Genomic DNA, 17,830 nt, shown 5'->3' on the forward strand with positions numbered 1-17,830 from the left:
AGGGGCGTCTCCGACGTGGCGACTCTCAGGCAAAAGCGGTCCCCCGCAGGTTTTTGAAACCGGAGAATCACGCCATTTGACTCCTCTCTGTCTGGTCCCTATCCCTGCGTGATCGGCGGTATTCGGATATCCGGACAAAGGGACGCCGGACCGAGGAAACGGTGCCATGAATGCACTCATAGCTGCTTTTGTCCTACCGTTGGTCCTGGGTCGTTTCTTCTCCTTCCTCGCCTTCGTAATCGTCTGGCTCGCAGGCATGGTCATCTATGTGGCATGGCTATTGCCCAGCGACCTCTCGACTTCCCGAAGCGTCCTGATGGTCGTCGCCGTGGGCGTTCTGGCGCAGGCGGGTTATTTCGCGAACATCTTCATCCGTTCGATGCTCGACGACGGCGGCAACGGCCCGGCCCAGTGAAGCCATTCTGCGTAAACGGCATGGAGCGAGCAATCTCGGTGCGGTTCTGATTGACCGATCGCCCGGCTGGGATACCTTCGCCGCTTGCCTGCCCCCAACCATCTTCCGAGGCATCCATGGTAGTCCATCGGCTCGAAGCGACGTCCTGGCACAATACGCTCGGCTCCCATGAGCCTGTCCTGCGCTGCGCCGACGGCGACACCGTGATCACCGGAACGATCGACGCCATCGGATATGACAAGGATGGCGTTCGCCGGGCTTCTCCCCCAAACCCCGTGAACGGCCCGATCTTCGTCGAGGGCGCGGAACCGGGAGACGCGCTTCGTGTCGAGATCGTGCGCATGACGCCGACGCGTGATACCGGCTGGACCAATTCGGTGCTGGCGGCCAACGTCGTCGATCCCGATGCCGTGCGCCGCCTTCCCCAGCCGGAGCGCATCACCTGGCTGATCGATCGCGGCGCCCTCACCGTCCGGCTCGAGAAGCCGCCCGCGGGACTTGAGAACTTCGTCCTGCCGCTTGAACCTATGATCGGCTGCTTCGGCGTGGCACCGCGCCACGGCGGCGCCATTTCAAACGCGACCAGCGCCGAGAATGGCGGCAACATGGACTATCGCGGTTTCGGCCCCGGGACGACGGTCTGGTTTCCGGTGGCGGTGCCCGGCGCGCTGTTCGCGCTCGGTGACTGCCACGCCGTACAAGGCGACGGCGAGATCGTCGGGACCGGCATCGAGACGACGTTCGAAGTCGAGATCCGCCTCGGAGTCGAAAAGAAGCGCGCCATCGTGTGGCCGCGCGGTGAGACAGCCACCGACATCTTCACCGCCGGCAACGCCCGCCCGCTCGACCAGGCGCTCCAGCACGCCACCACGGAAATGCTGAACTGGCTAACGTCGGATTACGGGCTCTGCGTGAACGCGGCGAGTCATCTCATGGGGCAGGTCGTGCGATACGATGTCGGCAACGTCTTCGACCCCGCCTATACGATGGTCTGCCGCATCGCGAAGAAATGGCTGCCGGCGAAGGGCTGACACGTCCGCGTCATTTCATAGTGGGGCCGCTTGCTGGTCCAGGCCTCCGCGTTTGACACGGAGCCGTAGGAAAATCATGCGTGGTGCCCCGAGCTATTGAGAGGTGTTCCCTACGGAACAGCCTCCGTTCCCTGCAAGCACGCAAGCTCGCCCTGTCACTTCTGCTTGCTCGGAGCAGCTGTTTCCGGAGGCTCGTCGCAACAGCTTGCCTTTTTCCTGCGTAAGCTTTGGACTCGCGCATCTCGTCTAGTTGTGTAAAAGACCTTTTTGCTTTTAATAGCGTATATCGCTTTCCTCGAACCATCACTCGCAAAATGTCAGATCGCACTATTTTACCGGATGGAGAGAACAGTATTACCATACCTCCAAGGAATGAAGGGACCGTAGACTCGAAAAAACGCCGTAATGTGGAAAAGACTATAAGTGAGAGGATCGTTAGAGACGTCCTTGGCGCCGGCTATACCATTACCATTCACAATGGCGAGCGCCTGGTTCTTGTTCAATCCGCGGGGCTGGACGAGATCCTTGAGGCCTTGTTCAGCAGCGGCGAGGACAACCTGAAGCTCTATGCGAACGGCGTTTTCCGCCACTGGATCTATCTGGTCTACGGCAGGGGCGGCCATGATGTCATTGCCGACCACAGTTTCTCCGCAGAGGCCGTGCTTGCCGGCGCGAAAGTCCTCGCTAGGGACATCGCAGCCGGCCGACTTGATATGGACTGAATCGCCGCGCAGCAGTGGGCTCATTGCGAAGAGCTTGGCCGGAGCCAGGAGAAGAGCCAGCTTCCCGATCGGAACGATCGCCTGTCCGCCGTGCCGCTCCGATCGCCGGCGATGGCGATCACGCCGACGATGACGAACCCGGTCGCCATCAGCCTCACGCCGGCATCCGCTCCGAACGTATTGAGCATGATCTGCAGGAAGACGAGGAACAGCGAGGCGCCCCAGACCCCGGCCACGCTTGCCCGTCCCCCGCCGACAAAGGTGCCGCCGATGACGACCACAGCGATGGAGGCGAGGAGATATTCATTGCCCAGGTCGATCGAAGCTCCGCGGAAATAGCCCGCCAGCAGGGCTCCGTTCAAACCGCCAAGTCCCCCACACAGGATGTAGGTCAGACAGCGAATGCGCGCCACCTTTATACCGGCGAGCCAGGAGGCCCGCAGATTCTGGCCGATCGCCGTCACCGAATAGCCGAACAGGGTCCGGTGCAGCAGGATGGCAGCGAGCACGCTGGCGGCGATAGCCAGCAGGACGAAGACGGGGACACTCGCGATACGCTGATCGGTGAAGGCGGCGAAAGCGGGCGGCGGCTTGATTTGAAGGCCCCTTCCATAGCTGATGTCGGCGGATTGGATGACGAAGGAGGCGGAGAGCGTGGCTATGATCGGCGGAATGCGCAGGGCCGCGATCAGCAGATAGTTGATCGCACCGATGGCGGCACCGCAGGCGAGGGCCGCGCCGATCCCGAGCGGGATCAGGGCGTCCGAACCGTCCATCGCCTTCATGGCCAGCGCGCTCGCGAGGCCGATATTGGCCGGAAGGGATAGATCGACATTGCCTGGGCCGAGCGTGATGACGAACATCTGCCCGATGCCGACGACCACCGTGAACACCGCCAGGGAAAAGGCGGCACTCAGCATTCCGGCCGCGCCGTTGCCGCCGGTGGCCAGGACAGTCGCGGCGTAGACCAGGGCAGCGCCGGCGAAGGACCAGATCCAAGGAGAGGCGAGAATCCTGCGGGCCTTTTCCATCGTTCAGGCCCCCCTTCGCGAGATGAGCGCCCGTGCCGCCAGGATGACGATCAGGATGGCGCCGTTTGCACCGACCTGCCAGTCCGGTGGAACGTGCATGAAGCTGAGCAGCGAGGAGGATGCGAGAGCCAGGGTCAGGGCTCCGATCACCGCTCCTACGGGCGAAACCCGACCGCCGACGAACTCTCCGCCGCCCAGGATCACGCCTGCGATCGACAGCAGCGTATAGCCATTGCCGATATTCGCGTCGCCTGCCGTCGAAAGGCCCGTCAGGGCAAATCCGGAGAGCACGCCGAACACGCCCGCCAGCATGAAGGACACGATCTTGATGGTCAGCAGCGACCAGCCGGCGCGACGGATGGCATGTGGATTGCCGCCCGCGCCGCGCAGGATCGTGCCATAGACGGTGTGCTTCAGCGCGAAATGGACGACGAGGGCAATCAGGGCCGCGGCAAGGACCGGCATGGGTATATAAGGTGTCTTCAAGATCATCAGCGCATGCAGCCATTCGGGCGCCCTGCCGCCGGGCTGCGGCAGCAGGAGAATGGCCGCCCCCTGCCAGAAGAAGCTCATCCCGAGCGTGACCACGATCGAGGGAAGGCCGCGGAGATGAATCAGGGCACCGACGAGACCATAGATCGCGACGGCCGCGATGATGACTGAGCAGCCGAGCAGCGGCGTCTCGACCAGCCAGGTCGCGGTGACGCAGCCAATGAAGCTGACGAAGAAGCCCAGCGAAAGATCGAGATCGTTGACCGTGATCACGAACATCTGGCCGATCGTCACCAAGGCGAGCGGAATCGCCAGGTTCAGCATCAGGTTGAAGCCGAGATAGCTGATGGCGCGGGGATTCAGCCAGCCGATCGCGCCGAGAACGATAATGAACGAGATCGCGGGCAGGATGGCGCGAAGCGTGGATCGCCAGGGGAGCATTCCGACGACGACGCCTGCATTGGAAGGAAAGCTCATGCAGCCTCCGCAAAGGAGGATTGGATGACCCTTTCCTCGGTGATCTCGTGACCGGCCAGTTCGGCAACGATCGTCCCGTTGCGAAAGACATAGACCCGGTCGCAGTTCTCCAGTTCCTCCGTCTCGGTGGTGTACCAGAGGAAAGTCCGGCCGGCGCGAGCCTCCTCGCGAATGAGGGCGTACACCTCCAGCTTGGTGGCGATGTCGACGCCGCGCATGGGGTCGTCCATCAGGACGATCCGAGCTTCCGAGCCCAAGGCTCTCGCAAAAAGGGCCTTCTGCTGGTTGCCCCCCGACAGCGTGAGGATATTGTCTTCCATGGCGGGGGTACGAATGCGCATCCGCCGCTGCCAGACCTCCGCAAGCTGCGCTTCTTGCCGGGGAGAAATCAGGAGACGGCGCCGGAGCGCCCGCATTGAACCTATCGCGATGTTCCGGGCAATGGATGAAAGCGGGAAGATTCCATCGCGCTGCCGGTCCCCGGCAACGAAGGCCACGGGTGAGAGCACCTCCAGGCCGCGGGTTCGCCCACGACCGGCCGCGGTGAAGAGGTCGATCAGCATCCTGGTCTGGCCATGTCCTGCCAGGCCCGCGAGGCCGACGATCTCGCCTTCCCGCACGAGCAGTTCCAATGCCTGGTCATGGCCGTGCGCACGGGCACGCATGCAGACGCGTCCCCCTTCCCTGGCCGGCCCGGTCCTGACCGGGGTGCTGTTCTCGGCGCCCATCGTACTGACGAGCTTGTGACGGTCGAACGCCCGGGCAGGCCCGTTGGCCACAACCGCACCGTCGCGCATCACCACGATGCGGTCGGCGTTTTCGAGGATCTCGCCAAGCATATGGGAGATCAGGACGCAGCTGACTCCTCCGGCAACCGCGCGGCGCACATAGCCGAGCAGTTGGCGGGCCGTGTGGCTGTCCAGGGAAGAGGTCGGTTCGTCGAGGATGACCAGGTGCAGCGGCGCATCGGTCACGGTAAAGGCGCGCGCCACCTCGACCATCTGCCGGCGCCCGATCGACAGATCATCGACGATATCGCTCGCGGCGATGCCGTGTCCGGGGAAGATCTCGTCGAGTTTCGCCTTTATCAGGCCACCGGCCTTCCTGCGCCAGCCGAACCCACGCAAGGAGCCGTGATTGACCAGCGTGTTTTCCGCCACCGTCAGGTTGGCGCAGAGCGACAATTCCTGGAAGACGCAGCGAATTCCGAGACCCTGGGCCGCCGTGACCGTGTAACCCGGCCGCGTCCGTCCCGAGATCTCTATCGTTCCCGAGGTTGGCGGCAGCGTGCCGGCCAATACGTTCATCAGCGTCGACTTGCCGGCCCCATTGTGGCCGACCAGCCCGATGCACTCACCGGGGGCGACGTGAAAGTCCACCCCGGCGAGCGCCTTGACGGTGCCGAACTGCATGGTGACGCCGTCGAGGCGAACGATGTCGGCCGGACGTTCCGTCATAGGGGGAAACCCCGTCCGATGGCTGGGCCACCCATTATTTCGCGCTCTCGATCGCCTTGATGACCTCGTCCTGCGAGTATTCTCGATTGGCGACGCCACCAACCGGGGTATCGGCGAGATACTTGTCGAGTTCACTCGCCTCGATGGTGAGGATCCCCATCGGGACCTGGTTCGGCACCTTCTTGCCATCGAGAACCTGCTGGGCCACCCAGAAAGCGAAGGTGACCATGCCGGGCGCCTCGGAAGCGGACCAGCTGTCGTAGGTGCCGGCGCCGCGCTGTTCCTTCCACCAGGCAAGCTCGTCCTGGCGATTGCCCAGCATGATGAGAGGCAGGGTCCGGCCGGCGGCCTTGAATGCCTGGGCCGTACCGTAGCCGTCGCCGCCCTGATCGATCACCGCGGCGATCTCCGGAAGAGACGGGAGGACGGTCGTCACGGCCTTCTGCGCGGTCGTCTGGTCCCAATTGCCGTTGACCTCCGCCACGATCTTCAGATTGGGGTGCTTCTGGACCTCCGCCATCACGCCCTTGGTGATGTCGTTGTCGATGCTTGTGCCCGCCAGGCCGCGCACATAGAGGACATTGCCACCATTGGGCAGGCGCTTGGCCACCTGGCGCACCTGCTCGGCGCCATAGGTCTCCGCGAGATCCACCGTCACCTTGTAGGCGCAGGGCTCCGTGACGAGGCCGTCGAAGGCGACGACGACGATGCCCGCGTCGCAGGCCTGCTTCACGGCACCGTTGAGCGCTTCGGGAGAAGCAGCATCGATGACGATCGCATCATAGCCCTGCAGGATGAGGTTCTGGATCTGGGCGGCCTGCGTCGGAGCCTCCTTGTCGGCCGTGGTGAAGGCGTCGGCGGCAGCGATGATCTTGTCTCCGACAGCCTTCTTTCCGATCTTGTCCCAGCTCTGCAGCATCGCCTGACGCCACGAATTGCCGGCATAATTGTTGGAGAGAGCGATCCTCTTGCCCGAGGTATCGGCGAGCGCCGGTCCTGCCAGCAGCAGGGCCAGTAGCGGTGCGAGAGCGATGGTGGCCTTCATGGAATCCTCCGGTCCGACTGTTCTGATGTTTTGATTGCGGCACCCGTCGAAGCACTGTGCTCGCTTCGAAGGCAGGCTGCTCGCCTCGGGGCAGCCGTCGCCCTGATGAGAGTGCTGCGACTTGAAGTTGAACCTAAGGTACAATATGCCACCGGGTCAAGCGGCCCCGTGGAACATTCTCGAATGGCCGCCGGAGGAAAAAAATGACGACCACGTCCTGCTTCGAAATTCTGGATGAGCGCTTCCGCCGGCTGTTCGTCGGCACTGCCCAGCTCGACCGGCTGCATACGGGCTGCCGATGGGCCGAGGGGCCTGCCTATCTGCCGGCAGCGCGCAGTCTCGTCTGGTCCGACATTCCCAACGACCGGATGTTGCGCCTCGACGAATGCAGCGGCGCCGTCAGCGTCTTCCGCCAGCCCGCCGGACATTCCAACGGCAATACGGTGGATCGGTCCGGACGGCTCGTCACCTGCGAGCATGGCGGACGGCGGGTGTCGCGCACCGAATTCGACGGCCGAGTCATCACCCTGGCGGATCGCTACGACGGCAAGCGCCTCAACAGCCCGAACGACGCGGTGGTGAAATCGGACGGCAGCATCTGGTTCACCGACCCGACCTATGGAATCGACTCGGATTACGAGGGCCATCATGCCGAGAGCGAACAGGGAGCCAATCGCGTCTACTGTCTCGATGCATCGGGCCATCTGCGTGTCGTCGCGGATGATTTCGTCCAGCCGAACGGCCTCGCCTTCTCACCGGACGAAAAGCACCTCTACATCGTGGACACCGGGCGAAGCCACCGGCCGGACGGCCCGGCCCACATGCGCCGCTTCGCCGTCGCGGAGGACGGCAGCCTTGCGAGCGGAGACGTGTTCGCCGATTGCACGGCCGGATTCTTCGATGGCCTGCGCGTCGACATGCAGGGACGAATCTGGACGAGCGCAGGGGACGGCGTCCACTGCTACGAGCCGGACGGCAGCCTCATCGGCAAGATCCACGTGCCGGAAGTGGTGGCCAATGTCTGCTTCGGGGGCCCGAAGCGCAATTACCTGTATATCTGCGGAACGACGTCGCTCTACGGGGTCAGGCTCCCTGTCAACGGCGCCAAGACCTTCTGAAGCAAAATCGCCCGGCCGGCTCAATCCTGCCGGGAGCCATTCGAGATGAGCCCCTCCTGGAGGGCCTGGACATAGGAATGCCGCGTGTTGAGGATGTGGCGTACCAGGATCGAGTCGAGTTCGACGAGGTCACCGCGCTCGAAGGCGGCCATCATCTCCTTGTGCTCGACGTAGGAGCGATCCTGCACGCCGGCCAGCGGCACCGAGAGATGCGTCCGGAGCGTGGCGATCGGCCCCGATACCATGGCATATCCATCCTCCAGAAAGCGATTGCGGCAATTGCGTATGAAGGACTCGTGGAACATCGTGTCGGCGCGCGAATAGGCGATGGGATCCTTCCCGGCCCTGGCCGCCTCCATGGCGGCCTGCGCCTGCCCCAGCATGTCAAGCGTCTCCGAGCGGCGGCGGGTAAGTGCGAAGCTGACGGCGCGGCATTCGAGCAGGATGCGATAGTCGCAAAGATCCACCAGGTCCTGCTCGGTCGGGAAGAAGACGTAGCTCCCCTTCTGCGGCACGATCGTCACCATGCCCTGCAACTGCAGCATGGAGAGGGCTTCGCGCACAGGTGTCCGGCTCACGCCCAGCTTTGCGGCGAGGCCGAGTTCAGAGAGTTCGCTGCCCAGCGGAAGTTCGGAATCGATGATGGCCTGGCGCAGTCTCTCGGCCACGGTGACGGTGAGCGAACGCGGCCGATCGATCGACAGCGCCGGGGACGAGGCCGACGACACGTTGTGCAATCTCCTTGGTTTCTGGTTCCCCTCAGTATGCAAGATGCTGGCATGGCGGGCAATGGCGGCCTGAGCTCACCCGTAAGATGTCACTGAAAGAAAATTTTCTGAAGTACTGTACTTCAGATGGTTGGACCGATAGGCTTCGAATGGGCGCGTGGATTCACCCACGCCAGTGCAGGCTGTCATCTGCGGCCCAACGGGTTCCCGACCGGAGACTGAAGTGTTCAAACCCAATCACCTGAAGCGACGGCTGGCCGCCGGCGATGCCTTGTTCGGCGCGTGGATCGAAACGGGAAGCGCCACGAATGTCGAGATCCTCGCGCAGCAAGGCTTCGATTTCCTCATCCTGGATCTCGAACATGGCTTCGGCGAATTGCGCGATGCGGTCGACATGCTGCGGGCTGCCGAGGGAGCGACGCCGTGCATCGTGCGCGTGCCGTGGAACGATCCCATCATCCTCAAGCGCCTGCTCGACGCGGGTGCGGACAGCCTCATGATCCCTTCCATCGAGACGGCCGGTGAAGCGGAAGCGGCGGTCGCGGCCTGCCGCTATCCCCCGCAGGGGCGCCGCGGCTATGCTGCGCCGCTCGTGCGCGCCTCCACCTTCGGAAAGGTCGCCGACTACATGGCCCGGGCGAATTCCGAGCTGCTGATCGTCGCCCAGCTCGAATCCGCCGGGGCGGTCGGGCGTGCCGCTGAAATATGCGCCGTCGACGGCGTCGACGTTCCGTTTCTCGGCGTCAACGACATGGCCGGGTCGATCGGCCTTCTGGAGCAGCTCGACAGGCCCGAAGTCCGGACCCTCGTCGAAGCGGCAGAGACGGCGATGATCGCCAGCGGGAAGCCCATGGGCACGGTCCCCAGCGCAGGCGCCACCTGGCAGAGCCTGGTGGAAAGCGGTTATCGGTTGATCCCGGTCGCCAGCGACGTCAGTCTGATGCGCGATGCAGCGCTGGCGGTCGTGCGGGAACAGGTGCGCTTCCGTAAGGAGCGTCTGGGCAGCACCGTCGGCGATACTTCCCTCGTGACGGATACTCCCCATGCTTACTGAAACGTCGGCGCAAACCTCGGCCGAGGCCATCGGGCAGCTCGAAGCAGCTCTCGGCGCCGCCGCAGTGCTCTCCGGAAGCGACATCCCGGCACGCAACCTGCAGGACTGGAGCACATTGGGGCCGGTCCAGCCGCTTGCGGTGGTCCGCCCTGCCGATCCGCAGGGGGTCGCAACGGCCATGGCGATCGCCTCGCGGCATGGCATCGCCGTCGTTCCCCAGGGTGGCCTGACTGGCCTCGCGGGCGGGAGCCGGCCGATCACCGGCGCGATTGCCCTGTCGCTGGAGCGCCTGGTCGGCATCGAGGAGATCGATCCGGCCTCCGCGACCATGACCGTCCGGGCCGGCACCACCCTTGAAGCCATCCAGCAAGCCGCCGACGACGCGGGCTTCTTCTTCGCCCTCGATCTCGGGGCACGCGGTTCCTGCGCCATCGGCGGGAACATCGGCACCAATGCGGGCGGCAATCGGGTGATCCGCTACGGCATGACGAGGGACATGGTCCTCGGGCTCGAGGTGGTGTTGCCGGACGGCACGCTCGTGACCAGCCTGAACAAGATGATCAAGAACAACGCGGGCTACGATCTCAAGCAGCTCTTCATCGGCTCGGAGGGAACGCTCGGGATCGTGACGCGGGCCGTTCTTCGCCTCTTTCCCAAGCCCAACTGTACGATGGCGGCCCTGTGCGGGCTCGCAACCTATGCGGACGTCCTGTCGCTGCTGGGCAGCGCCCGTCGCTGGCTGGGACCGACACTGTCGGCGTTCGAGGTGATGTGGCCGGACTACTGGAACGTGGCGACCAGGCGCGTACCGGGCATTCGCAGCCCCGTGGCCGGCGAACACGGCTTCTACGTCCTCGTCGAAAGTCAGGGTGGCCATGAGGACGACAGGGAGCGCTTCAATGCCTTCCTCGAAAACCAGGCGGAGGCCGCGATCATCGAGGACGCGGCCGTGGCGCAGTCCCTCGCCGACGTGAAGGCGTTCTGGGGATCGCGCGACGCCGCAGCGGAATTCAAGCTGGTGCTTGGCCCCCACAGCTCGTTCGACATCGGTCTGCCGATCGCCGGCATGGACCTCTACGCCCGCGATTGCCGGGATACCCTCGCCCGTGAAATTCCTGGTTGCGAGAGCTTCTTCTACGGGCATATCGGCGACGGCAACATGCATATCATCGCCTGTGTTCCGGGCGCCCAGGCGCAGCCCTACGACGCGATAGACGAGATCGTCTACCGGCTCGTGCGCCAGTATGGCGGCACCGTTTCGGCCGAACACGGCATCGGGCTGAAGAAGAAGAAATTCCTGCCCTATACGCGTTCGGCCGAGGAACTCGCCCTGATGAAGACGATCAAGAGGGCGCTTGATCCCAAAGGACTGCTGAACCCCGGGAAGGTACTCTGACGCCACCCGGTCGTATGCGTCGCTGATGATCGTCAGTATGACGAAGTGGCGTAGACGAGCCGGCAGGAGCACGAATCCGATACCGCGATTGGCTATCGCACATGGCCCGGATAATCCAAAAAGGCCAATGGCGCTGGGGTCTTAGCCTATCTAATCTCTGTTTCCGCGCGATATGCCCGGACCCAGTGGACAAGGCATTTCCCGCCTCAAATGGCTTTCCACCTGGAACTCGTGCAGTGGACGATCGTCTCACCAAGCTCACCGTAGATATTGTCGGCGCATACGTCGCCAACAATTCCATCGCCTCTTCTGGGCTTTCGGGGCTCATCACCCAGGTCCATGCAGCTCTCGAGGGGTTGATCAGGGGTCCTGTGATCGAGGAGCCGGCGGCGCCGAAGCCGTCTCCCGCCGTGCCCGTCAAGAAATCGGTAACACCCGATTTCATCATCTCCCTCGAGGACGGCAAGAAATACAAATCCCTCAAGCGCCATCTCACCGTCGCCTACGGCATGACGCCGGAGGAGTATCGCAACAAGTGGGGATTGCCGTCGGACTATCCGATGGTCGCACCGAACTATACGCGTCGGCGCTCCGAGCTCGCCAAGAAAATGGGCCTGGGGCTTCGGCAGGGACTGCGAAAGGGCAAGTCCTAGAGCGTTTTGTGTTTTGACCGAATCGGCAAGACACAAAGACGCGCCGAAAAACAAAGAGTTGGAGCAAAGCGGCGTCTCTACCTAAACGCGCTTTGCTCCAGGTCGCGACAGGCCGGCTCACCAACCGAAACGCTTCTCCGCGCGCCCCACGAGGTCGCGCGCGATGGGAATGGCCGAGGTCGCGGCCGGCGACGGCGCGTTGCAGACATGGATGCTGCGCGCCGTTTCCCGGATCAGGAAGTCGTGCACGAGGGTTCCGTCAGCCAGGACCGCCTGCGCCCTTACGCCGGCCCGATAGGGCGTGAGATCGTCGAGCCGCAGCTCCGGGCAGTAGCGCTGGCACAAGGCGAGATAGCGCCGCTTGCTCAGAGAGTTCCACATTTCGGAAAGTCCCGAACGCAGATGCGTCCGGATGACCTTGCGAAAACCGGAATAGCCGATCATCTCGGCCAGGTCCCGAGGATCGACATCCCGGAAGCGGTAGCCCTCGCGCGCGAAAGCCAGCACCGCATTGGGACCGACCGTAACGTAATTGCCGATCATGCGCGTCAGATGCACCCCCAGGAATGGCAGCCCCGGGTCAGGGATCGGATAGATGAGATGCCGGACGATCTGGTCCCTGTCAGAGCCCAGGCGGTAATATTCGCCCCGGAAGGGCACGATGCGAAAATCGAGATCGATTCCGCAGAGCCGCGCCAGGCGATCGGCCATCAGGCCGGCGCAGGCGATGAGATTGCGGGCGCGAAGCGTCCGCCCGCCTGCCTCGATGACGACTTCGCCGCCCTCCTCCCTTATGCCTGAGACCTCCCGTCCGGTGAGGATGGCACCACCCGCGGCCTCGATGAGTTCGCCCATCCGGCGCGCTATGGCCCCGTAGTCGGCGATGCCGGTCGTCGGCACGAAGAGCGCGCCGACTCCCCGGACATGCGGTTCGCGACGGCGGAGTTCGGTCGCATCGAGGCGCTCTACGGGAAGGCCATTGGCCATGCAGCGCTCCTGCAGCGCTGCCATGCGGGCGAGTTCCTCCGCCTCCGTCGCAACCAGTAGCTTGCCGCATTGTTCATGCGGCAGGCCGTTCTCCCTGCAGAACCCGATAGTCGCCTCGACGCCCTCCTTGCAGAAGCGGGCCTTCAGGCTGCCCGGCTGATAGTAGACACCGGCATGGATCACCCCGCTGTTGCGCCCGGTCTGGTGCCGGGCGAGGCCATCCTCCTTTTCGAGGACGGCAACGGAAAGCGCCGGGTAGCGGCGCGTGACTTCGAGGGCGGTCGCCAGGCCGACGATTCCGCCCCCGATCACCGCAAGATCATAGACCATGAAGAGACATCCTGACGATGCGCGGGAGGGAAGAGGCGCTCACGCGATCGGCGTGATCCTCTGCTTTCCGTGCTTGCGTTCCCACTCGGCCCAGGCGTCGTGCTCGTTGATGTCCCTGAGGGGATCGGGATCAGCATAGACGATATCGGCGATCTCGTCCTTGCGAAGGAACGTTACCCCCTTGTGCCGGCTGGCATATTCGAGGAACCGCCCCAGCGAGCGCACGCGGTAGGGACGCCCCTGGATACGGTCATGTGTCGAGATTGCCATCATCCGCCGGCGCGCAGCGCCTTCCTCATAGAGCTGGTCGAACTCGTCCTTGAGCTGCTGCTCGAACTCCAGGGTCGAGAATCGATAGGCTTCGAACTGGATGATATCGTTGAGGTTCAGTGTGTAGGGTACGATCGCCATGTCCTTGTCGCGCACCTTGATCAGGAATGGCTCGTCGCGGCTGACGTCGTCGATAAAATATCGGAAGCCGAGTTCCTGCAGGATCTTCAGCGTGTTGATGGTGCCGCGCATGGCTGCGCCGTTATAGCCGACAGGCGTCCTGCCCGTGGCTCGCTTCACGCTGTCGATATTGTCCTGGATGAATTTCTTCTCGGCCTCGTAGTCGAGATCGTATTGCTGCACCCAGTCACGGCCATGGGCGGCGGCCTCATGCCCGCGGTCAACGATCTCCCGCGCCACTTCCGGTGCCCGATCGACGGCGGAGCCGACCATATGCGAGGTGACCTTGATATTGTAGCGGTCCCACAGGTCGAGCATGCGCTGGATGCCTTCCCGATAGCCGTATTTGTACCAGGACTTGGTCGGGAAATCGGGATAGGCGGGATCCATGTCGATGAAGCCCGAAAAGGGGCCGCCGGGTCCGTAGGGGGCCTCGCCGCCGGCTTCCATCTGCATCGAGATGGAGATGACCAGCCGGCTTCCGTCCGGCCAATGCGCCTTGGTCATGGGTATTCTCCGTTGTAAATGGGATTGGTGGAGGCCGGCTCACTTGCCGGCCCAGATCCTGGCATAGGCGTCGCGATAGCCGTTGTCGGGGTCGTAGGCGTTCTGCGATCCGCCATCGGAGCCTATGTTGCCCTCCGTGACGAGGTGGACGGGAGCCGCGAATCCGGACGGTGCCTGGCCGGCAAAGGCCCGGTTGAGTTCGTCCACGGCCTGCCAACCATGCAGGCGCAGCGGTTCCGCCACGGTGCCGGACTGGAAGAATTTCGTGCGGATGCGCTGGAAGGCCGCCTCGCTGCCGTCACCGGCCGAGATGCTGCGCGGATGGCCGTCCTGCGCAATGCCGGCCGAACTCAGCGACGCCGACATGAAGTCGAAGGTCAGGTCGTTGATGCTCAGCGCATAGGTCCATTCCTCGCCGAATCGCTGGAGCAGCGAGGTCGTCAATTGCGGGATGCGCGTGCTCGCCTCCGCAAGCGGCGTATCCTCTACGTCCAGGACCTTGCACCCGCCGCATGCCTTTATGACCTGCGCCATGGCGTCCGACTTCGCCACGGCGATGGCGTAGGTGGAGTCGGTGAAGATCACCACGCCCGCCTTGCCGCCGGAATCGGCGACAGCGAAGGAAGCGGCCGCCTTGGCCACGTCCAGCGGGTCCGTGGCGATATTGGTGAAGAGCTTATATTCGGGCGAAGGCCCCGGATTGGTCACCGAATGCCAGCCTACCACCTTGATACCGGCAGCGGAGGCCTGTGCGATGAGTTCTGCCTGCTCCTTCGCGTCCACGGTGCCGAGCACGATTCCATCGGGCTGCAGGGCGATGGCCTGCTGCATGGCGGAGGAACGGCCCGAAACAGAGCCCTGCCCGTCCAGCACTCTCACCGTCCACCCGATGGCCTTGCCGGCCTCCTCGACGCCCTGGCCGACGCCGAGGGCACCGCCGTTGCGCTGGTCGGCGGAGACATAGACGATGGTCTTGCCGGCCTGTGCCTTCGGTCCAGCCGTCGGCCCGGTCCAGGGCGGGTTGGGCTTGGCGACTTCGCCGACATAGGCCTGTGCTGCCTGTACGCCTGCCTCCTGGGCGAAGCTGGCAAGGGGCGTGAAGCAGGTCGCCAACAAGGCGAGCGACAGAGTCCGACACGCGATTCGGGCATGGATCATGGTTTTTCCTCCGGTTGGTTCTTGCTTTGGTTTCGATCTCTCCGGGCGCACGTCAGTTGCTTGCGCCCGATGGACGCCGCCGGCTGACGGAACGTCGGCGTTGGGAGTAGCCGGCGATGCCGATGGCAACGAGCAGCGTCGTCCCGTTGAAGAGCGGTTCCACGAAGAAGGCGCCGCCGAATTGCTGGATGCCCGAGATGCCGACTGCGAGAATGGCGACGCCGATGACGGTGCCCCAGACATTGACCCGTCCGGGCTTGATGGTGGTGGACCCGAGGAAGGCTCCCACCAGTGCCGGCAGCAGAAACTCCAGGCCCACGCTCGCCTGTCCGATGCGCAGCTTCGCGGCAAGGACAATGCCCGCGAACGCGCCGAGGAGACCCGACGTGACGAAGGCGCCGATGACGAAGCGACGTGTCCTGATGCCGTTGAGCGAGGCGGCTCGCTGATTGGCGCCGATGGCATAGAGCATGCGGCCAATCGGCAGATAGTCGGCGACGATCCACAGCAGGATGCTGATCCCCAGCACGTAGAAGGCGGCAATGGGCAGGCCGAAGAGATTGGCCGCATAGAGATTGGTGAATTCGGCGGGCAGCGTCCCGAAGATCTGGCGCCCGCCGGTATGCCAGAGGGCCAGCGCATAGAGCACCGTGCCGGTCCCCAGCGTCGCGATGAAGGAATCGATCTGTGCGATCTCCACCAGCACCCCGTTGATCAGGCCCAGCAGGGCTCCGAGCGCCAGGACGATGAACACGGCGGCAAGCCAGCCGAAGCCGAGTTGCGTCTGCAGGCTGATGGCGAGGATGTGCCACATCACGATGCCGTAGCCGACCGTGAGGTCGATCCGACCGGCCATCATCGGCACCATCGCCGCCAGGGCCAGGACGCAGATGATCGATTTGTCGCCCAGGATGGACCTCAGGTTGAGGAGGGTCGGAAATGTCCGGGGCAGAAGGATGCAGAACAGCACGATGAGGGCGAGCGTGAGCAGCGGCAGGCCGTAGACCGGCAACACGCGCAGGATACGACGCACTCCAGACAGCTCTGCGAGTTCTCGTGGGGTCGGCTCAAGCGCCGTAGATCTGATGGATTCCATGATTGTCCCTCCCTGCGGCGGCGCCGTCGTGGCAGCGTTCTTCTGTTCGTGCCGGATTGGTCATGCGGCCGGCGAAAGCGAGGCGGCGTTCAGCAGGCTCGCGATGGAAAGCTCCCGTTCCGCGAGCTCGGCTACGATCCGGTTGGCGCGGAATACGTAGGCGCGATGGCAGATTGCCGTGACCTCCTCGAAATCCGTGGAGATCAGCAGCACGCCGAGCCCGGTCCCCAGCGCTTCGGCCAGCAGCCGGTAGATCTCGGCCTTGGCGCCCACATCGACACCCGCCGTGGGATCCTCCAGGATCAGAACTTTGCCGCCTATGCGCATCCAGCGGGCCATGACCACCTTCTGCTGGTTGCCGCCGGACAATGATTCGATAGGGGCCGAGGGCAAGTTCGGGCGCAGATGCACCGCGGCGCCGAGGCGCTCTGCCTCATGGGCCTCCGACGCGGCGCTGCGCAGGCCGAGAAGCCCTCGCCCGGAGGCCACGGGATTGAGGAACATGTTCTCGCGCACCGTCAGGCCCGGCGCGATGGACTCCGCATTGCGATCGCCCGCCACCATGAGGACGCCCTGGCGGATCGCCTCCAAGGGATCGCCGACCTCATAGGGACTGCCATCCAGTACGATCCGCCCGGATCCGATCCCGCCGATGCCGAAGAGAGCCTTGCCCACCGCATCCTGGCCAGCTCCACGCAGCCCCACCAGCCCGACCACCTCGCCTTGCCGCAGCCCGAAATCAACCGGGCCGACCGGACCGATCCTCACATTCTCGACCGAAAGGACCCTAGGAGGATCGCGGGGGACAGGCGGGCGGATGAAGACCTGCTCGGGCGGACGCCCGATGATGGCCTGCACCAGCGCATCCGCTCCGATCTCCGCGGTCCTGGCCGTCGCCGCGACCACGCCGTCGCGCAACACCACCACCCGGTCGCACAGGGCGTAGACCTCATCGAGCCGATGCGAGACATAGATCATTCCGACCCCGCGCCGGCTGAGCTGTCGAAGAACCTCGTGAAGGCGATCGACCTCGGACTGCGGCAGGCTTGCGGTCGGCTCGTCGAGCACGATCAATTCCGCGCTGCTGGCGAGCGCCCTCGCAATCGCGACCAGGGATTTGTCGGTACGGCTCAATCCCTCTATGCGGTCATCCGGATCGATGTCGCCGCCGACGTCGTGCAGAGCACGCTGAGCAAGGTCCCGACCCGCCCTCCAGTCGATGAGGCCGCCCCGGCGTGCATAGCGGGTGCCGAGCATCACGTTCTCGGCGACGGTCATCCAGGGAATGAGTCCGAGATCCTGGTGAATGAAGGCGATGCGCCGTGCCTTCACGGCGGCGGGCAGCGGCCCGCCCCTGAACTGCAGGCTGCCCGCATCGGCCTGGAACACCCCGGCCATGATCTTGATGAGGGTGGACTTCCCCGCTCCGTTCTCGCCGAGCAGGGCGACGATCTCACCTGCGGAAACACGGAGCGACACGTCGCGCAGGGCAACCGTGCCGCCGAACCTTTTGCCGATGCCGGAGATCTCCAGGATCGGCAGATCTGCGGCCATCTGCGGACCCACATCCATGTCTGATCCAGTCGTCACGCGGGACGTCCCTCCTCCATGAGGCAGGTCTCGGTGTTTTTCCCGGTTGCCTCTTGCAGGTGAAAACGTGCCACGCTATGGCTAGGCCGTCAT

17 protein-coding genes are annotated in these 17,830 nt (G+C 64.0%); 7 read left to right on the top strand and 10 right to left on the bottom strand.

Going from position 1 to position 17,830, the window contains the following annotated elements:
• The first annotated feature begins 166 nt into the window (after positions 1 to 166).
• The 3 genes from AC6H34_RS03510 to AC6H34_RS03520 all read left to right on the top strand — a co-directional run bounded on the left by AC6H34_RS03510 (position 167) and on the right by AC6H34_RS03520 (position 2,168).
• Positions 167 to 415 carry a hypothetical protein gene (locus AC6H34_RS03510; RefSeq protein ID WP_448146124.1) on the top strand — a complete coding sequence of 83 codons (249 nt, stop codon included), beginning with the start codon at positions 167 to 169 and terminating at the stop codon, positions 413 to 415.
• Between the two features lie 116 nt (positions 416 to 531).
• On the top strand, positions 532 to 1,446 hold the full coding sequence (locus AC6H34_RS03515) for an acetamidase/formamidase family protein (protein WP_448146123.1): 915 nt from the start codon (positions 532 to 534) through the stop codon (positions 1,444 to 1,446).
• A gap of 314 nt (positions 1,447 to 1,760) precedes the next feature.
• A complete protein-coding gene (locus AC6H34_RS03520) occupies positions 1,761 to 2,168 on the top strand; it encodes a hypothetical protein (protein ID WP_497537915.1) in 408 nt (135 codons plus the stop codon).
• A 20-nt stretch (positions 2,169 to 2,188) separates the two neighbouring features.
• Here AC6H34_RS03520 and AC6H34_RS03525 read toward each other — a convergent pair whose 3' ends face one another.
• Genes AC6H34_RS03525 through AC6H34_RS03540 form a run of 4 tightly spaced genes read right to left on the bottom strand, consistent with a single transcriptional unit; the run spans position 2,189 to position 6,670 of the window.
• A complete protein-coding gene (locus tag AC6H34_RS03525) occupies positions 2,189 to 3,199 on the bottom strand; it encodes an ABC transporter permease (RefSeq protein WP_497537916.1) in 1,011 nt (336 codons plus the stop codon).
• Between the two features lie 3 nt (positions 3,200 to 3,202).
• The gene (locus AC6H34_RS03530) at positions 3,203 to 4,168 is read right to left on the bottom strand and encodes an ABC transporter permease (RefSeq protein ID WP_497537917.1); all 966 of its coding nucleotides are present in this window, start codon (positions 4,166 to 4,168) and stop codon (positions 3,203 to 3,205) included.
• Positions 4,165 to 5,625, bottom strand: a complete 1,461-nt coding sequence (locus tag AC6H34_RS03535) for a sugar ABC transporter ATP-binding protein (protein ID WP_497537918.1) — start codon at positions 5,623 to 5,625, stop codon at positions 4,165 to 4,167. The genes AC6H34_RS03530 and AC6H34_RS03535 overlap by 4 nt, the downstream gene beginning before the upstream one ends.
• 34 nt (positions 5,626 to 5,659) lie before the next feature.
• Positions 5,660 to 6,670, bottom strand: coding sequence for an ABC transporter substrate-binding protein (locus tag AC6H34_RS03540; RefSeq protein ID WP_448146118.1), 1,011 nt, complete (start codon positions 6,668 to 6,670; stop codon positions 5,660 to 5,662).
• A gap of 203 nt (positions 6,671 to 6,873) precedes the next feature.
• Between AC6H34_RS03540 and AC6H34_RS03545 the strand changes: the two genes are divergently transcribed.
• Entirely contained in the window at positions 6,874 to 7,788 is a 915-nt protein-coding gene (locus AC6H34_RS03545) for an SMP-30/gluconolactonase/LRE family protein (RefSeq protein ID WP_497537919.1), read from the top strand.
• A 20-nt stretch (positions 7,789 to 7,808) separates the two neighbouring features.
• Here AC6H34_RS03545 and AC6H34_RS03550 read toward each other — a convergent pair whose 3' ends face one another.
• On the bottom strand, positions 7,809 to 8,516 hold the full coding sequence (locus AC6H34_RS03550) for a GntR family transcriptional regulator (RefSeq protein ID WP_497537920.1): 708 nt from the start codon (positions 8,514 to 8,516) through the stop codon (positions 7,809 to 7,811).
• Between the two features lie 223 nt (positions 8,517 to 8,739).
• Between AC6H34_RS03550 and AC6H34_RS03555 the strand changes: the two genes are divergently transcribed.
• The 3 genes from AC6H34_RS03555 (at position 8,740) to AC6H34_RS03565 (ending at position 11,619) form a co-directional block, all read left to right on the top strand.
• Positions 8,740 to 9,570 (top strand): HpcH/HpaI aldolase family protein, encoded by an 831-nt coding sequence (locus AC6H34_RS03555; protein WP_497537921.1) that lies wholly within the window; start codon positions 8,740 to 8,742, stop codon positions 9,568 to 9,570.
• The gene (locus AC6H34_RS03560; RefSeq protein WP_448146114.1) at positions 9,560 to 10,966 is read left to right on the top strand and encodes an FAD-binding oxidoreductase; all 1,407 of its coding nucleotides are present in this window, start codon (positions 9,560 to 9,562) and stop codon (positions 10,964 to 10,966) included. Before AC6H34_RS03555 ends, AC6H34_RS03560 begins: the two co-directional genes overlap by 11 nt.
• 236 nt (positions 10,967 to 11,202) lie before the next feature.
• A complete protein-coding gene (locus AC6H34_RS03565; protein ID WP_448146113.1) occupies positions 11,203 to 11,619 on the top strand; it encodes a Ros/MucR family transcriptional regulator in 417 nt (138 codons plus the stop codon).
• Positions 11,620 to 11,736: 117 nt separating this feature from the next.
• Here AC6H34_RS03565 and lhgD read toward each other — a convergent pair whose 3' ends face one another.
• From lhgD to AC6H34_RS03590, 5 genes are read right to left on the bottom strand one after another with little or no spacing between them, the layout of a single operon-like run.
• Complete coding sequence (gene lhgD, locus AC6H34_RS03570) at positions 11,737 to 12,936, bottom strand: L-2-hydroxyglutarate dehydrogenase (RefSeq protein WP_448146112.1); 1,200 nt, start codon at positions 12,934 to 12,936, stop codon at positions 11,737 to 11,739.
• Between the two features lie 39 nt (positions 12,937 to 12,975).
• Positions 12,976 to 13,893 carry a polysaccharide deacetylase family protein gene (locus AC6H34_RS03575; protein ID WP_448146111.1) on the bottom strand — a complete coding sequence of 306 codons (918 nt, stop codon included), beginning with the start codon at positions 13,891 to 13,893 and terminating at the stop codon, positions 12,976 to 12,978.
• Between the two features lie 39 nt (positions 13,894 to 13,932).
• Positions 13,933 to 15,051 carry a substrate-binding domain-containing protein gene (locus AC6H34_RS03580; protein WP_448146110.1) on the bottom strand — a complete coding sequence of 373 codons (1,119 nt, stop codon included), beginning with the start codon at positions 15,049 to 15,051 and terminating at the stop codon, positions 13,933 to 13,935.
• 52 nt (positions 15,052 to 15,103) lie between these two features.
• A complete protein-coding gene (locus AC6H34_RS03585) occupies positions 15,104 to 16,147 on the bottom strand; it encodes an ABC transporter permease (RefSeq protein ID WP_448146109.1) in 1,044 nt (347 codons plus the stop codon).
• A 60-nt stretch (positions 16,148 to 16,207) separates the two neighbouring features.
• Positions 16,208 to 17,701 (bottom strand): sugar ABC transporter ATP-binding protein, encoded by a 1,494-nt coding sequence (locus AC6H34_RS03590; protein WP_497539846.1) that lies wholly within the window; start codon positions 17,699 to 17,701, stop codon positions 16,208 to 16,210.
• Positions 17,702 to 17,830: the final 129 nt, after the last annotated feature.

It is taken from the genome of Labrys sp. ALF-8, assembly GCF_059699065.1.